Source organism: Aeromicrobium sp. 636 (assembly GCF_024433585.1).
Classification (GTDB): Bacteria; Actinomycetota; Actinomycetes; order Propionibacteriales; family Nocardioidaceae; genus Aeromicrobium; species Aeromicrobium senzhongii.
This window is the reverse complement of the sequence record NZ_WNJU01000003.1, coordinates 293,274-306,323: the sequence shown is the minus strand read 5'-3', so window position 1 is coordinate 306,323 and position 13,050 is coordinate 293,274. Positions and strand designations below refer to the sequence as shown.

The window sequence follows — 13,050 nt, the reverse complement described above, 5'->3', positions numbered from 1 at the left end:
TGCTGACACCGTACGAGGAGTAGACGATTGCGCGAGACCTGGCTCTCCGAAACGGTCACCCGTGACCCGCGGACCGTGCCGGGATTCGACCGCGCCGTCGAGCTCGGCCTGACCCCCCGAACCCCGGCCGACCCGCCGCCGACGGTGACGACGAACTCCCGTCGCCTACTGCTGGCCATCGTCGCGACGACCTTCAGCCTGTTGCTCGTGGTCTTGCTTCTCGCCAACGCCACCCCCGCGCCACCGTGGCTCCTCGGCCTCGTCACCGCGTTGACGCTCGCCATCATCGTGAGGATGTTCGTTCGGCTCCGGCGCGTCATGTGGGACGAGATCAGCGCGGGATACTGCCGGGTCGACTACATGGTCGCTCTGTTCAGCCGCGACCCCGAGTACCGGTTCCCGGCGAGCCGCATGCGCGGCGCGCCCTGGGACCTGCGAGGCCTGTGGCGACTCGCGGACGACGGCTCCGTGGTCGTCGAGCCCGACTGGTCGGTGCTGCCGCCCGGCCACTATCCCTCCCCGAACCGCCCGGGCCAGCTCGAGCTCTGGACGGGAAGCGCGTGGGCCTACCGGTACGAGGAGCCCCGCGTCCCGTTCCTCTGAGAACTCGGCCCGCTCGCCGCTGGAGCCGACAGAACGTAGGCTGACAATCCACGGGAGGGGGGTCTCGCATGTGTTTCTCGATCGAGGCCGACGTGGTCGCAGGCGTCGCACTCCTCCCCGTGGCCGCCCTGTCCCTTCGCGAGGTCCGGCACGTGCGGGAGGTGCCGTTCGCTGCACTTCCGCTCCTGTTCGCCCTCCATCAGCTCACCGAGGCGCTCGTCTGGGCGGGGCTGGAGGGTCACGTCTCGGCAGGCGTCATGCAAGCCGCGGCGACGGTCTACGTGCTCTTCGCCTTCCCCGTGTTACCGACCTTGGTACCCCTCGCCGTCCTCCTGCTCGAGCCGAAGGGCGCACGGCTGCGGGTGGCGCCGTTCGTCGCTCTCGGCCTGGTGGTCTCGGCCCACCTGGCGTATGTCGTGCTCAACGGGCCGCTCGTCGTCGAGGGCCATGACCACGCCATCGTGTATCGGATCGATCTCCAGCACGGCATGTTCTGGGCGGTGCTCTACATCGCTGCCACGGTGGGGCCGGCGCTGTTGTCGGGCTACCCGTCGATCGTGGCCTTCGGTGCGCTCAACCTGGTGGGGCTCTCGCTGGTCGCCCTCATCTACCGCGACGCCTTCGCCTCGCTCTGGTGCGTCCTCGCGGCCCTCCTGTCGGTGATGGTGCTGCTGCACATGTATCGCCGGCGGCGCCTGCCCGACCCGCACCGGCTCCGCGGACAGCCGCTGGTGCCTGTCCACTGAAGCCCGGCATCAGCGCGACGAGCGGCACCGCGCGCACCCGCATCCGGCGTGCGGCGCGTCGGGTCAGCCGATCTCGGCCAGGCGCGGGGCGACCTTCTCGCCGAACTCGGTGACCCAGCGGACCGGGTCGGGGCCCTCGGGCTGCACGGAGACCGTCTCGATGCCCAGCGCGGCGTACTGCTCGACCTTCGCCAGGAAGGCGTCGGGATCGGCGACCGCGTCGCCCGGCGGCAGCATCGTGCGGTGGATCTCGGCGGGGTCACGACCGACGTCCTCGCAGTGGCGTTCGAGGACCTCGAGCTTGTGCTTGATGCCGTCGACGCCGATCGGGAAGAGGTTGCACGCGTCGCCGTACTGGGCGACCAGGCGCAGTGTCTTCTTCTCGCCCTGGCCGCCGATCACGATCGGCGGGTGGGGCCGCTGGATCGGCTGGGGCTGGCAGATCGTCTCGGCCAGCTGGTAGTGCCTCCCCTCGTACGGACCGTCGTCGTCGCTCCACATCTGGTGGACGATCTGCAGCGTCTCCTCGAGTCGCTCGAAGCGCTCGCCGAGCGGCGGGTACGGCACGCCCAGGGCCAGGTGCTCGCGCTCGTACCACGCGGCGCCGAGGCCCAGGACCGCCCGACCGCCCGACAGGACGTCGAGCGTGGTGACCGTCTTGGCCAGGAGTCCGGGGTGGCGGTAGGTGACGCCGGTGACGAGCAGGCCGAGCTTGACCCGCTCGGTGACGCCTGCCAGGAAGCCCAGGGACGTGTAGCCCTCGAGCATCGGGTCCTCGGACCGGCCGACGTTCTCCATCTGGAACCAGTGGTCCATCAGGGTGACCGAGTCGGCACCGATCTGCTCGGCCGTCCGAGCGGTCTCGGCCAGGGTCGGGCCGAGCGTGTCCGGCTCGCCGGGCAGGGTGAAGTTGTAGACGTGAACGCTGAATCGCACGACGTCAGCGTAGGCACGACTCCACGATCGGCGCGATCGCTGCGCGATCCGTCAGGTCGACGGCGGGGTCGCTCAGGACCTCCAGCATCGCCTGGTCGTCGGGCGTGAGAGCGCGCTTCCCCGCCAGCGCCTTGCGCACCCCGGCCATCATCGAGCGTTCCACGACGTTGAGCCGGTCGCGGTCCATCGCACCGCGCAGATGGAAGACCTCGAGCCGGTCCCGCAACGCGGGATCGAACTTCGCGGCGACCAGCTCGTCGCGCTTCGTGGAGAGGTCCGGGTCGCTCAGACCCACCGTCACGAGCACCCAGCGGGTCGAGCTGCCGATCTGCATCGCGTCCTTGAGGACGCCGCTGTCGCGCAGCAGCGGCCCGTAGATCGCGGCGCAGAAGACCACGAGGTCCTGCTCGGCCAGGTGGTCGGGCGAGACCTCGTCGGAGGCCACGACGCGCGCGTCCAGCGCTTCGGCGATCCACTCGGCGTAGCGCCTCGCGGATCCGTACTTGGAGGCATGCACCACCAGGATGTCCACACCTCGAGGTTAGGCCTCGAGGGGGTTCCCCCGCGATGCGCCGAGCCCTCGACCTGCTCCTCGACGGCGTGGCGCGCGCCACCCCGCCGGCCCGACATCGGCACGACGGTAGGTTGATCGCGTGACCACGCGCCGGCTGCTGCTCGTCAACGGGCCCAACCTCAACCTGCTGGGCACGCGCGAGCCCGACATCTACGGCGCCGAGACGCTCGACGACGTCGAAGCCCTCGTCACCGAGGTCGCCACGGCGCGCGGGTACGAGATCCGGGCGATCCAGAGCAACCACGAGGGTGTGCTGATCGACGCCATCCACGAGGCGCGCCACGACTGCGCCGGCATCGTCATCAACCCCGGCGGGCTGACCCACACCTCGGTCGTCCTGCGCGACGCGCTGTCCGGCGTGGCCCTGCCGGTGGCCGAGATCCACATCTCCGACGTGATGGCCCGCGAGCCCTTCCGGCACCACTCGTACGTGGCCGACGTCGCCGTCGTGCACGTCGTGGGCCAGGGCGTGCCGGGCTACCGCGTGGCCACCGAGCGAATCATCGACCACATCGACGGCCGTTAGGATCACCCGCTGATGCGAGGGAGGGCGACGCCGTGAGCGCGCACGATCTCGACGTCATCCTGCTGGTGGGATCCGGGGTCCTGATCCTCGCGGTGCTCGCCGTGCGGCTCTCGGTCGGCGTGGGCCTGCCGTCGTTGCTGATGTACCTGGGCCTGGGCGTCCTGATCGGGTACGACGGGGCCGGCGTGCAGTTCGCCGACGCGAACCTGGCGCTCATGCTCGGCCTGTCGGCGCTGATCCTGATCCTGGCCGAGGGCGGCCTGACCACGAACTGGTCCCAGATGCGACCGTCGCTGGGCCTGGGCGTCCTGCTGGCCACGGTGGGCACCTCGCTCAGCGTCATCATCGTGGCCGCCGGAGCGCACTGGATCTTCGGCCTCGAGTGGGAACTGGCCGTCCTGATCGCCGCGGTCCTGTCCCCCACGGACGCCGCGGCTGTCTTCTCGGTGCTGCGCTCGGTTCCCTTGAAGTCGCGGGTCTCGGGCGTGCTCGAGGCCGAGTCGGGACTCAACGACGCCCCGATCGTCGTCCTCGTCACCGCGATCAGCGTGGGCGAGATCGGCCACTACGGCGCGACCGGGTTCTTCGCCCTCGTCGTCTACGAGCTCGTGATCGGCGCCCTGCTGGGCCTGCTGGTCGGAGCCGGTGGAGCCAAGCTGCTGCGGCGGGCCGCGCTGCCGGCCGCGGGTCTGTATCCGCTGGTCGTGTTCGCCATGACGGTGCTGGCCTACGCGCTGGCCGCGACGATCCACGCCAGCGGCTTCGCGGCCGTCTACGTCGCCGCCGTCGTGCTGGGCAACACCGAGCTCCCCCACCGCTCGGCCACGCGGTCGTTCGTCGAGGGGATCGGCTGGCTGGCGCAGATCGGGCTGTTCGTCATGCTCGGTCTGCTGGTGCACCCCAGCGACATCCAGGCCTGGCACATCGGCGCGGGCGTCGGCATCGGCGCGCTGCTGACCTTCGTCGCCCGGCCGGCGTCGGTCGCCGCGTGCACCGCCTGGTTCCGGGTCGGCTGGCGTGAGCAGCTCTTCATCAGCTGGGCCGGGCTGCGCGGCGCGGTGCCGATCGTGCTGGCCACGATCCCGCTGGCCAACGGCGTCTCGCACTCGATCGACCTGTTCAACACGACGTTCGTCGCGGTCGTCGTCTACACGATCATCCAGGCCGGTCCACTGGGCCGGTTGGCGCGCTGGTGCGGGGTCGAGACGGATCGGGGACGCGAGGTCGAGATCGACGCCGCACCGCTCGAGCGGGTCTCGGCCGACCTGCTGCAGATCCGCGTGCCACCGACGTCACGACTGGCGGGGGTCGAGGTGGGCGAGCTGCGCCTGCCCCGCGGCGCCTCGGTCACGATGGTGGTCCGCGACGACTCGACGTTCGTGCCGCATCGCACCACGCGGATCCTGGTCGGCGACGACCTGCTCATCGTCACCACGCGCGATCTGCGCGAGGAGGTCGAGCGGCGACTGCGCTCCGTCGCCCGCCACGGCCGCCTGGCCGGGTGGGACCAGGATCCGCGCACCCGTCGCAGCGACTGAGCTACGGCAGCGTGATGGCCGGGACGCAGACGGACACGTCACGACCCGCCTCGATCTTGGTGCTCGCGTCCTTGTTCAGGCCGGCGTACTTCGGGCCGATGAGGATCGAGATCCCGTCCTCGGTCTCGAAGTCGGCCGGGACCCGCTCGACCTTGCCCTTGAACTGCGCGGCCACGAGGCGGACACGCGGGTCGTCGGGCTCGTTGGTGAGGATCGCGACGTTCTTGGTCCGGACCTTGCCGGGGTTGTTCTTCGCGACACCGCCGAGGAAGCCCCGCCGCTCCAGGTTGATCTTGACGCGGTTCGCCGCACCGGTTCGCCGGCTCGAGTTGTAGACGTGGACCATGACGAGGTTGCTGCTGAGGACCTCGCCCCGCGCGACCTTCTTGATCTCGCAGGCGGCCTCTTCCGACACCGGCTCGGGGCTGGCGAACGACAGCCTGATGCCCAGCAGCGTGCCCATCACGAAGATCCCCGCGGCGGCCAGGACGACCAACCGCTGTGCGGCCTTGTTCACTGGTTCTTCCCGATCGTGTGGACGCGGGCGTGGACCATGGTGCGCTGCTGCAGCGCGGCACGCAGGGCCCGGTGCAGTCCGTCCTCGAGGAACAGCTCGCCCTTCCACCCGACGACGTGCGCGAACAGGTCACCGAAGTAGGTCGAGTCGCTGTCGAGCAGGGTCTCGAGGTCGAGCGTCTTCTTCGTGGTGGTGAGGTCGTCCAGACGGACCTGCGTGGGCGCGATGGCAGCCCAGTCCTGCTGGGTCAGTCCATGGTCCGGGTACGGTCGCCCGTCCCCCACGCGGCGAAAGGTCACCTCGTCAGTCTAAGGGGCTCACCGCAAATCGGGGCCACCGTCCGAACCCCGGTGCGTCCTGCCACCGGGCGGTGGAGCGCAGGCAGTCGGCGCGGGAACCTGAGAGACTCGGGAGGTCCATCTCCAGGAAGAAGCGGTGATCAGATGTACACGGGGGTTTCGCGGATCGCGACGGGACTCGTCCTGTCGGTGGGTCTGCTCGCACCGGCACTGGTGAGCGTCCCGGCCGAGGCGGCCGAGCCGACCTACGTGACGAAGAAGATCGTGATCGGCAAGAGCCACCAGGGGCGCAACATCGTCGGCTACTACCGGGGCCACCCGAACGCCAAGCGCGTCCTGGTGATCCTCGGTCAGATGCACGGTGACGAGCCGGCCGGCCGCAAGACCGCGCTGCACGCGATCAAGCGGGTCAAGCCCAAGGCGGGCACCGGGTTGTGGATCGTCCCGACGATGAACCCCGACGGCGCCGCGAGGAAGACCCGCACGAACGCCCGCGGCGTCGATCTCAACCGGAACTGGCCCACGAGCGGCTGGATCAAGGGCAAGAAGGGACGCACGTACGGCGGCGCGAAGAAGGCCAGCGAGCGCGAGACGCGCGCCATGATGGCGTTCCTGAAGAAGTACAAGCCGGACTACATCACCTCGTTGCACCAGCCGCTGAAGGGCATCGGCAAGGCCGGCAAGGACGTCGCCTTCGAGAAGCGTCTGGCCAAGGAGCTCAAGCTCAAGCGCAAGTACTTCGGGGTCTCGCAGGGCAAGGGCACCTCGCCGACGCTGACCGGCTGGTACAACCGCCACTACGCCAAGCACGGGACGGCGATCACCGTCGAGTACGGGCGCAAGCCCAGTGCGGCGTACGTGAAGGGCGCGAGCCGCGGCCTGATGCGCGCGGCACGCGTGCACCCCTAGGAACGCAAGGACCCCTCGCGTACCCGGCAGGGACCACTGACCCTTGCTGCATTCCTGCCCTGGGGGAGTTGGGTGATGTGCCGCCACGCGAGGGGCTGCACACCAATATACGGGTCAGGCTCCAGCCGCGTGACGGACCCCGCGGACCCGCGCCCCGCAGACCTGCACAGGATCTTCACGATTCGTCCCCGCATCCTGCCGATCGGGCCTCCTAGGTTGGGGGCATGACCGCACGCCGCATCCTGCTCGTCGAGGACGAGCCGACCATCGGGGCCGCCGTGACCGACCGGCTGACCGCCCACGGACACGAGGTCGTGCGGGCGTGGGACGGCCCCGGCGCCGTCGCGGCGTTCGAGGAGCACGAGCCCGATCTGGTCGTGCTCGACGTGATGCTGCCCGGCTTCGACGGGCACGAGGTGTGCCGCCGGATCCAGGCCGTCCGGCCGGTCCCGGTATTGATGCTCACCGCCCGCGACGACGAGGCGGACGTGCTGGTGGGGCTGGCGGTCGGTGCCGACGACTACCTGACCAAGCCGTTCCGGATGAGGGAACTGGTGGCACGTGTGGCCGCCCTGCTGCGCCGGGTCGACCGCGCCGCGGAGCTGGCGTCCTCGCCTGCTGAGCCCGTGCGCACGTGGGGCGACCTGCGGCTCGACGTGGGGGCGCGGCGCGTGTGGCTCGCGCAGGACGAGATCCACCTGACGCCCACCGAGTTCGATCTGCTGGTGTGCCTGGCCAGTTCGCCCGGGGACGTCCTGTCCCGCGAGCGGCTGCTCGCCGAGGTGTGGGGTTGGGCCGAGGCGTCCGGGACCCGCACCGTCGACAGCCACGTCAAGGGCCTGCGGGCCAAGATCGGCGCCGACCGGATCCGCACCGTGCACGGCGTCGGGTACGCGCTCGAGGTAGGGACCCCACGATGAGCGGCCCACTGGACCCGATCCGGTCGGTCAAGTTCAAGCTGGGGCTGCTCGTCGCCGCGAGCGTCTCGGTGGCGGTCGTCGTGGCCACGTTCGGCGCGGCCAACGACGTTCCGATGTGGCTCATCAGCCCGGTGACGGTGACGCTCGCCCTGGCCGTCACGCAGCTGCTCGCGTCGGGGATGACGTCACCGTTGCGGCAGATGACCGTGGCCGCGTCGCGGATGGCGCGCGGCGAGCACCGCACCCGGATCACCGACACGTCCCGCGACGAGATCGGCGACCTGGCCCGCGCGTTCAACGCGATGGCGGCCGAGCTGGAGCAGGTCGAGCGGCAGCGTCGCGACCTCATCGCGAACGTCAGCCACGAGCTGCGCACGCCGTTGACCGCGATGTGCGCCCTGCTGGAGAACCTGGCCGACGGGGTGAGCGAGCCCGATCCCGCGGCCCTGCGCAGCGCCCTGGCCCAGGCCGAGCGGCTCTCGGCACTGGTGTCCGATCTGCTCGACCTCTCGCGGCTGGACGCCGGCGCGGCACCCATGGAGCCCGAACCGGTCGCGGTCGCGGCGCTGCTCGAATCGGCGGCCGACGAGTTCCGCTACGACGACCGCGACGTCACGATCGCCGTGACCGTCGAGCCGGCCGACCTCGTGGTCGAGGCCGACGCGGCGCGCTTGCGCCAGCTCGTGGCCAACCTGGTCGACAACGCCCTGCGGCACTCCCCGGCCGGCGGAACCGTCACGGTGAAGGCCACCGCGGCGGGTGACGACTGGCGGCTCGAGGTCGCCGACGAGGGGCCGGGGGTGCCGGCCGAGTCGCGTGACCGCGCCTTCGAGCGCTTCGGCACGCTCGCCGAGACCGAGGGCGGCGGTGGGACCGGGCTGGGCCTCGCGATCGCCCGCTGGGTGACCGACCTGCACGGCGGGTCGATCGGCTTCGTCGATCCCGAGCCCGGACGCACCGGCGCCCGCGTCCTGGTCACCGCCCCCCGTCATCCGTCCCCCGTCCCGACGGGCACGTCGAAGGAGATCCCCATGGCCCCGACCCGTACGCCCGCCTCACCGCCGCCGCAGCCACCCCTGACACCGTTGCCGTCCATGACCGACTCGCTCTTCGGCGGGTTCTGGCCCGATCCCGGCACGCCCGGACGACCGCGCCTGCTCGGCTGGGCGCTCGGGGTGGGCGTCCTGGCCGGCATCGCCCTGCCCTTCAACGACCTGGGCCTGGGCACGTTCCTCGTGCTGATGGCGGCCGGACTGCTGATGCTGTTCGCGAGCCCGCGGCGACGGGAGCCGTTCACGATCACCTGCGCGCTGCTGTGCACGGCCCTGGCCTCGGTCGCGGTGATCCGCGACGCCGAGTGGATCGTCATCCTGTGCCTGATGGCCGGCGGCGGCCTCGCCACCGTGGCTCTCACCGGCGCCCGCCGACTCCCGACGTTCATCCTCTCCGCGATGTCCTGGCCCCTCGCCGGACTGCGCGGCCTGCCGTGGCTCAGTCGCACGCTGCGCACGTTGACCGGGACCGGCAACGGGATCGCCGTCCTGCGCACGGCCCTGTGGTCGCTCCTCGGTGTCGTGGTGTTCGCCGCCCTGTTCATGTCCGCCGACGCCCTGTTCGCCGAGTGGTTCGGCGCGCTGGTCCCCGACCTCGGCTCGGCGGACTTCGCCGTGCGACTGTTCGTGGCCGTCGCGATCGCGGGGATCGCGCTGGCCGGTGCCTACCTCGCGCTGAATCCGCCGCAGGTCGAGACCGTGCGGTGGGACAACCGGCCCGTGGCGAAGCGGTTTGAGTGGCTCGTGCCGGTGCTCGTGATCGACGCGGTGTTCATCGCCTTCCTGGTGGCGCAGGCCGCGGCGATCTTCGGCGGTCGCGCCTACTTCGAGCGGACCACGGGGCTGACCTACGCCGAGTACGTGCACCAGGGCTTCGGCCAGCTGACGGTCGCCACGGCGTTGACGCTGCTGGTGGTCTGGGCCGCCTCGCGCAAGGCTCCTCGCGAGACGGCGGCCGACCGAGCCTGGCTGCGCGGTGCCCTCGGCCTGCTGTGCGTGATGACGCTGCTGGTGGTGGCGTCGGCACTCCACCGGATGTCGCTCTACCAGGAGGCGTACGGCTTCACCCAGCTGCGACTGCTGGTGGACGTCTTCGAGGGCTGGCTGGGCCTGCTGGTGCTGGCGACGCTCGCGGCCGGCTGGCGGCTGCGGGGGGCCTGGCTGCCGCGGTTCGGTCTGCTCAGCGGCGTGGTGCTGCTGCTGGGGATCGCCGCGATCAACCCGGACGCCTGGATCGCCGATCACAACCTCGACCGCTACGAGTCCACCGGCAAGGTCGACTGGTACTTCCTGGCCCAGCTGTCCGACGACGCGGTGCCGACCCTCGAGTCGCGCCTCGGCGCCGACCGCGACTGCGTGCTGACGGCGGTCCGGCCCGACCCGGGGAGCTGGCTCGAGTGGAACCTCGGTCGCAGCCGCGCCGAGCACCTGGGCGTCACCACGAGTGTCAACGCGGTGTACGACGATCCCTGCCCGGGACAGACCGCCGACTGACCGGGACGGGGCCGATTCGCCGGGCGCGACGCGGTCCACGTAGACTCTCCGGCGGAGGATTCGCATAGTGGCCTAGTGCGCTCGCTTGGAAAGCGGGTTGAGTGAAAGCTCTCAGGGGTTCGAATCCCCTATCCTCCGCCAGCAAGGACAGAAGCCAGCGGGCGGTACGCACCAGCGTGCCGCCCGCTGGTGTGTCCGGCGGCACCGCGGCGGGGGCTTGCCTCCGCCAGCAAGGACAGAAGCCAGCGGGCGGTACGCACCAGCGTGCCGCCCGCTGGTTCTTTTTTTCCCGCCGCCCCGGGCTCCTGCAGATGCGGACTGCCCCGATCCGTGCGACCGTCATCCGAGACAAAACGGCTTACGCACTCGCGTGGACCGTCCCCAAGGGAAGGGACCCTGACATGTACTTCGGTGGCTCCATTGCTCTCATCGCCATCGGCGCGATCCTCGCGTTCGCGGTGCAGGACACCATCTCCGGCATCGACCTCACCATGATCGGCTACATCCTGATGGCCGCTGGCGTGTTGGGCATCGTGCTCACGCTCATCGTCAACTCGCAGCGCGACCGCGGCGTCCGCGACGGCGGGCGCGACGACCTCCCGCCTGCACGCTGACCCGCCACCACCTCGCCTCGACGCCCGCCGGAAGCATCTGCGACCGGCGGGCGTTGACGCGTACATGCGTGGTGAATACAAGGTCCCCGGCGGCAAGCTCGTCGCGGTCGACCTCAAGGTACACAACGACCGGTTGAGCGACGTCAGCGTCTCGGGGGACTTCTTCCTCGAGCCCGAAGAGGCGCTCCTCGACATCAACGCGGCCCTGACGGGGTTGTCCGTGGACGCCTCCGTCGAACAGCTCACGTCGGCCATCGAGGGCGCGGTGGACTCCCAGACCGCCTTCATCGGCTTCACCCCCGAGGCCGTCGGCATCGCCGTGCGGCGGGCCCTGGGCAAGGCCACCGGCTGGCACGACCACACCTTCGACGTCATCGGCCCGGTCACGCTGGACCCGGCGATGCACGTCGCGCTGGACGAGGTCATCGGCCGCGAGGTCGCCGAGGGCACCCGGCCCCCGACGTTCCGGTTCTGGGACTGGGACAGCCCGTTGGTCGTCATCGGCTCGTTCCAGAGCTACGCCAACGAGATCGATCCCGAGGGCGCGGCCAAGCACGGCATCAACGTCGTGCGGCGCGTGTCCGGCGGCGGGGCGATGTTCATGGAGCCGGGCAACACCATCACCTACTCGCTCGTGGTCCCGAAGTCGCTCGTCGAGGGCCTGAGCTTCGAGCGCTCGTACTCGTTCCTGGACGACTGGGTGATCGAGGCGCTGGCCGAGGTGGGCGTGAAGGCGCACTTCGTGCCCCTCAACGACATCGCCAGCGACGCGGGCAAGATCGGTGGAGCGGCGCAGAAGCGCCTCGCGGCCGGCGCGGTCCTGCACCACGTGACGATGGCCTACGACATCGACGCCGACAAGATGACCGAGGTCCTGCGGATCGGCCGCGAGAAGATGAGCGACAAGGGCACCCGGTCGGCCAACAAGCGCGTCGACCCGATGCGCTCGCAGACCGGCCTGTCGCGCGACGCCATCATCGACGCGTTCCTGCAGACCTTCCGGCGCCGGTACGCCACCCACGAGTCGGACTACACCGAGGCCGAGCTGGCCGAGGCGCGCGAGCTCGTCGACGCGAAGTTCTCGAAGCGGGAGTGGACCCACCGGGTTCCGTGACGTGACGGTTTACCACGGGACCGTGGTAAACAAGCGCCTCCCAAGGGAAGTTTCCCTTGGGAGGCGCTGAAGTACCACGGGACCGTGGTAAACCGACCGTGCCGAACTCAGCCGATCGGGTCGAACACGTCGTGGTCGCCGACGGTGGCGGCCAGGCGGGCGCGGTGGAAGTCCGCGTCGCCGATGAGGTGCTCGATCGCGATGAGACGGCTCGCGTAGTGGCCGACCGAGTACTCGGCGGTCATGCCGATGCCACCGTGCAGCTGGATCGCGTCCAGGCCGATGTGCTTGCCGGCGACGCTGGTCTGCAGTGCCGCGTGCGAGGCCGCCGTGGCCAACTGCTCAGGCGTGGTGTCCTCGTCGGCCGCCACGATCGTGGCCCACATGATGGTGCTGCGAGCCAGCTCGAGGGTCACGTACATGTCCGCGGCGCGGTGGTTGAGCGCCTGGAACGTGTTCAGCGTGACGCCGAACTGCTTGCGCGTCTTGAGGTAGCCGACCGTGGTGGTCAGGGCCGTCTCCATCGCGCCCAGCGCCTCGTGCGCGTAGGCGATCCGGGCTCGGTCCAGGGCGCTCTCGATCGCGGCGGTCTGGTCGCCACCCTCGCCCAGCTGCACCGCGGGGGTGTCGCCGAACGTGACGGTCGCCGCGCGGCCGCCGTCGTTGGTGATCGTGGTCTCGACCGCCGTGGCGCCCTCGACCAGGAACACGCCCGTGCCGCCCTCGGGCAGCGCGGCCGTCACGAGCAGCAGATCGGCGCGCTCGGCCTGGACGACCGGCGCCTTGACCCCGTTGAGCACACCGTCGGCGAACGTCACGGAGGACGCGTCGGCCGACCAGCGCCGACCGGGCTCCATCCACGCCAGGATCGGCAGGATCTCGCCACCGGCGACGGCGTCGACGTACTGCTTCTTCTGCTCGTCGGTGCCCAGCGCGTCGATCAGGCCGCCGGCCAGGACGATCGCCTCGACGAACGGGTCGGGCGCGATGACCTTGCCCAGCTCCTCGGCGGCCAGCGAGACCTCGACAGGGCTGGCCTCGAACGGCAGGCTCAGCACGCCCATCTCGGCGAGCTTCTCCCAGGCGGTGAAGCCCGGGTCCGTCGCGGTGGCCTCACGACGCGTCTCGGACGAGTCGTAGACGTTGGTGATCAGACCGCGGACGGCCTTGACGAGAGCCTTCTGCTCCGAATCGATGGTGAAGTCCAT

Annotated in this window: 14 protein-coding genes, 1 tRNA gene and 1 other RNA gene; 10 read left to right on the top strand and 6 right to left on the bottom strand. The window is 70.4% G+C overall.

Translation table 11 applies throughout. The features are described from left to right. Positions 1-27: 27 nt before the first annotated feature. Both GL325_RS12290 and GL325_RS12285 read left to right on the top strand, forming a co-directional pair. Positions 28-603: a hypothetical protein gene (locus tag GL325_RS12290; RefSeq protein ID WP_187769741.1), complete on the top strand. Its 576-nt coding sequence runs from the start codon at positions 28-30 to the stop codon at positions 601-603. A 68-nt stretch (positions 604-671) separates the two neighbouring features. Continuing rightward, complete coding sequence (locus GL325_RS12285; protein ID WP_187769740.1) at positions 672-1,349, top strand: DUF6629 family protein; 678 nt, start codon at positions 672-674, stop codon at positions 1,347-1,349. Between the two features lie 63 nt (positions 1,350-1,412). Here the strand turns inward: GL325_RS12285 and GL325_RS12280 are convergent, their stop codons facing one another. Both GL325_RS12280 and GL325_RS12275 read right to left on the bottom strand, forming a co-directional pair. Further along, positions 1,413-2,285, bottom strand: coding sequence for an LLM class F420-dependent oxidoreductase (locus tag GL325_RS12280; protein ID WP_187769739.1), 873 nt, complete (start codon positions 2,283-2,285; stop codon positions 1,413-1,415). Positions 2,286-2,289: 4 nt separating this feature from the next. After that, on the bottom strand, positions 2,290-2,817 hold the full coding sequence (locus tag GL325_RS12275; protein WP_154596096.1) for a flavodoxin domain-containing protein: 528 nt from the start codon (positions 2,815-2,817) through the stop codon (positions 2,290-2,292). Between the two features lie 121 nt (positions 2,818-2,938). Between GL325_RS12275 and aroQ the strand changes: the two genes are divergently transcribed. Further along, the gene (gene aroQ, locus GL325_RS12270) at positions 2,939-3,385 is read left to right on the top strand and encodes a type II 3-dehydroquinate dehydratase (RefSeq protein WP_187769738.1); all 447 of its coding nucleotides are present in this window, start codon (positions 2,939-2,941) and stop codon (positions 3,383-3,385) included. 32 nt (positions 3,386-3,417) lie between these two features. Then, complete coding sequence (locus GL325_RS12265; RefSeq protein ID WP_187769737.1) at positions 3,418-4,923, top strand: potassium/proton antiporter; 1,506 nt, start codon at positions 3,418-3,420, stop codon at positions 4,921-4,923. 1 nt (position 4,924) lies between these two features. Here GL325_RS12265 and GL325_RS12260 read toward each other — a convergent pair whose 3' ends face one another. Both GL325_RS12260 and GL325_RS12255 read right to left on the bottom strand, forming a co-directional pair. After that, a complete protein-coding gene (locus tag GL325_RS12260) occupies positions 4,925-5,440 on the bottom strand; it encodes a LytR C-terminal domain-containing protein (RefSeq protein ID WP_154596097.1) in 516 nt (171 codons plus the stop codon). Then, on the bottom strand, positions 5,437-5,739 hold the full coding sequence (locus GL325_RS12255; RefSeq protein WP_187411658.1) for a type II toxin-antitoxin system VapB family antitoxin: 303 nt from the start codon (positions 5,737-5,739) through the stop codon (positions 5,437-5,439). Before GL325_RS12255 ends, GL325_RS12260 begins: the two co-directional genes overlap by 4 nt. Positions 5,740-5,883: 144 nt before the next feature. Here GL325_RS12255 and GL325_RS12250 point away from each other — a divergent pair, with 144 nt between their 5' ends. Beyond that, the gene (locus GL325_RS12250; RefSeq protein WP_187769736.1) at positions 5,884-6,648 is read left to right on the top strand and encodes a M14 family zinc carboxypeptidase; all 765 of its coding nucleotides are present in this window, start codon (positions 5,884-5,886) and stop codon (positions 6,646-6,648) included. Between the two features lie 3 nt (positions 6,649-6,651). Here the strand turns inward: GL325_RS12250 and ffs are convergent. Continuing rightward, positions 6,652-6,748: signal recognition particle sRNA small type (gene ffs, locus GL325_RS12245), an RNA gene on the bottom strand. A gap of 124 nt (positions 6,749-6,872) precedes the next feature. Here ffs and GL325_RS12240 point away from each other — a divergent pair. The 5 genes from GL325_RS12240 to GL325_RS12220 all read left to right on the top strand — a co-directional run bounded on the left by GL325_RS12240 (position 6,873) and on the right by GL325_RS12220 (position 11,842). Next, entirely contained in the window at positions 6,873-7,568 is a 696-nt protein-coding gene (locus tag GL325_RS12240; RefSeq protein ID WP_187769735.1) for a response regulator transcription factor, read from the top strand. Further along, positions 7,565-10,114, top strand: coding sequence for a DUF4153 domain-containing protein (locus GL325_RS12235; RefSeq protein WP_187769734.1), 2,550 nt, complete (start codon positions 7,565-7,567; stop codon positions 10,112-10,114). Before GL325_RS12240 ends, GL325_RS12235 begins: the two co-directional genes overlap by 4 nt. A gap of 53 nt (positions 10,115-10,167) precedes the next feature. Next, positions 10,168-10,255 (top strand) — tRNA-Ser (locus GL325_RS12230). 260 nt (positions 10,256-10,515) lie between these two features. After that, positions 10,516-10,728, top strand: coding sequence for a DUF6458 family protein (locus tag GL325_RS12225; RefSeq protein ID WP_154597189.1), 213 nt, complete (start codon positions 10,516-10,518; stop codon positions 10,726-10,728). A 64-nt stretch (positions 10,729-10,792) separates the two neighbouring features. After that, the gene (locus GL325_RS12220; protein ID WP_187769733.1) at positions 10,793-11,842 is read left to right on the top strand and encodes a biotin/lipoate A/B protein ligase family protein; all 1,050 of its coding nucleotides are present in this window, start codon (positions 10,793-10,795) and stop codon (positions 11,840-11,842) included. Between the two features lie 107 nt (positions 11,843-11,949). Here the strand turns inward: GL325_RS12220 and GL325_RS12215 are convergent, their stop codons facing one another. Next, positions 11,950-13,050, bottom strand: coding sequence for an acyl-CoA dehydrogenase family protein (locus tag GL325_RS12215; protein ID WP_154597191.1), 1,101 nt, complete (start codon positions 13,048-13,050; stop codon positions 11,950-11,952).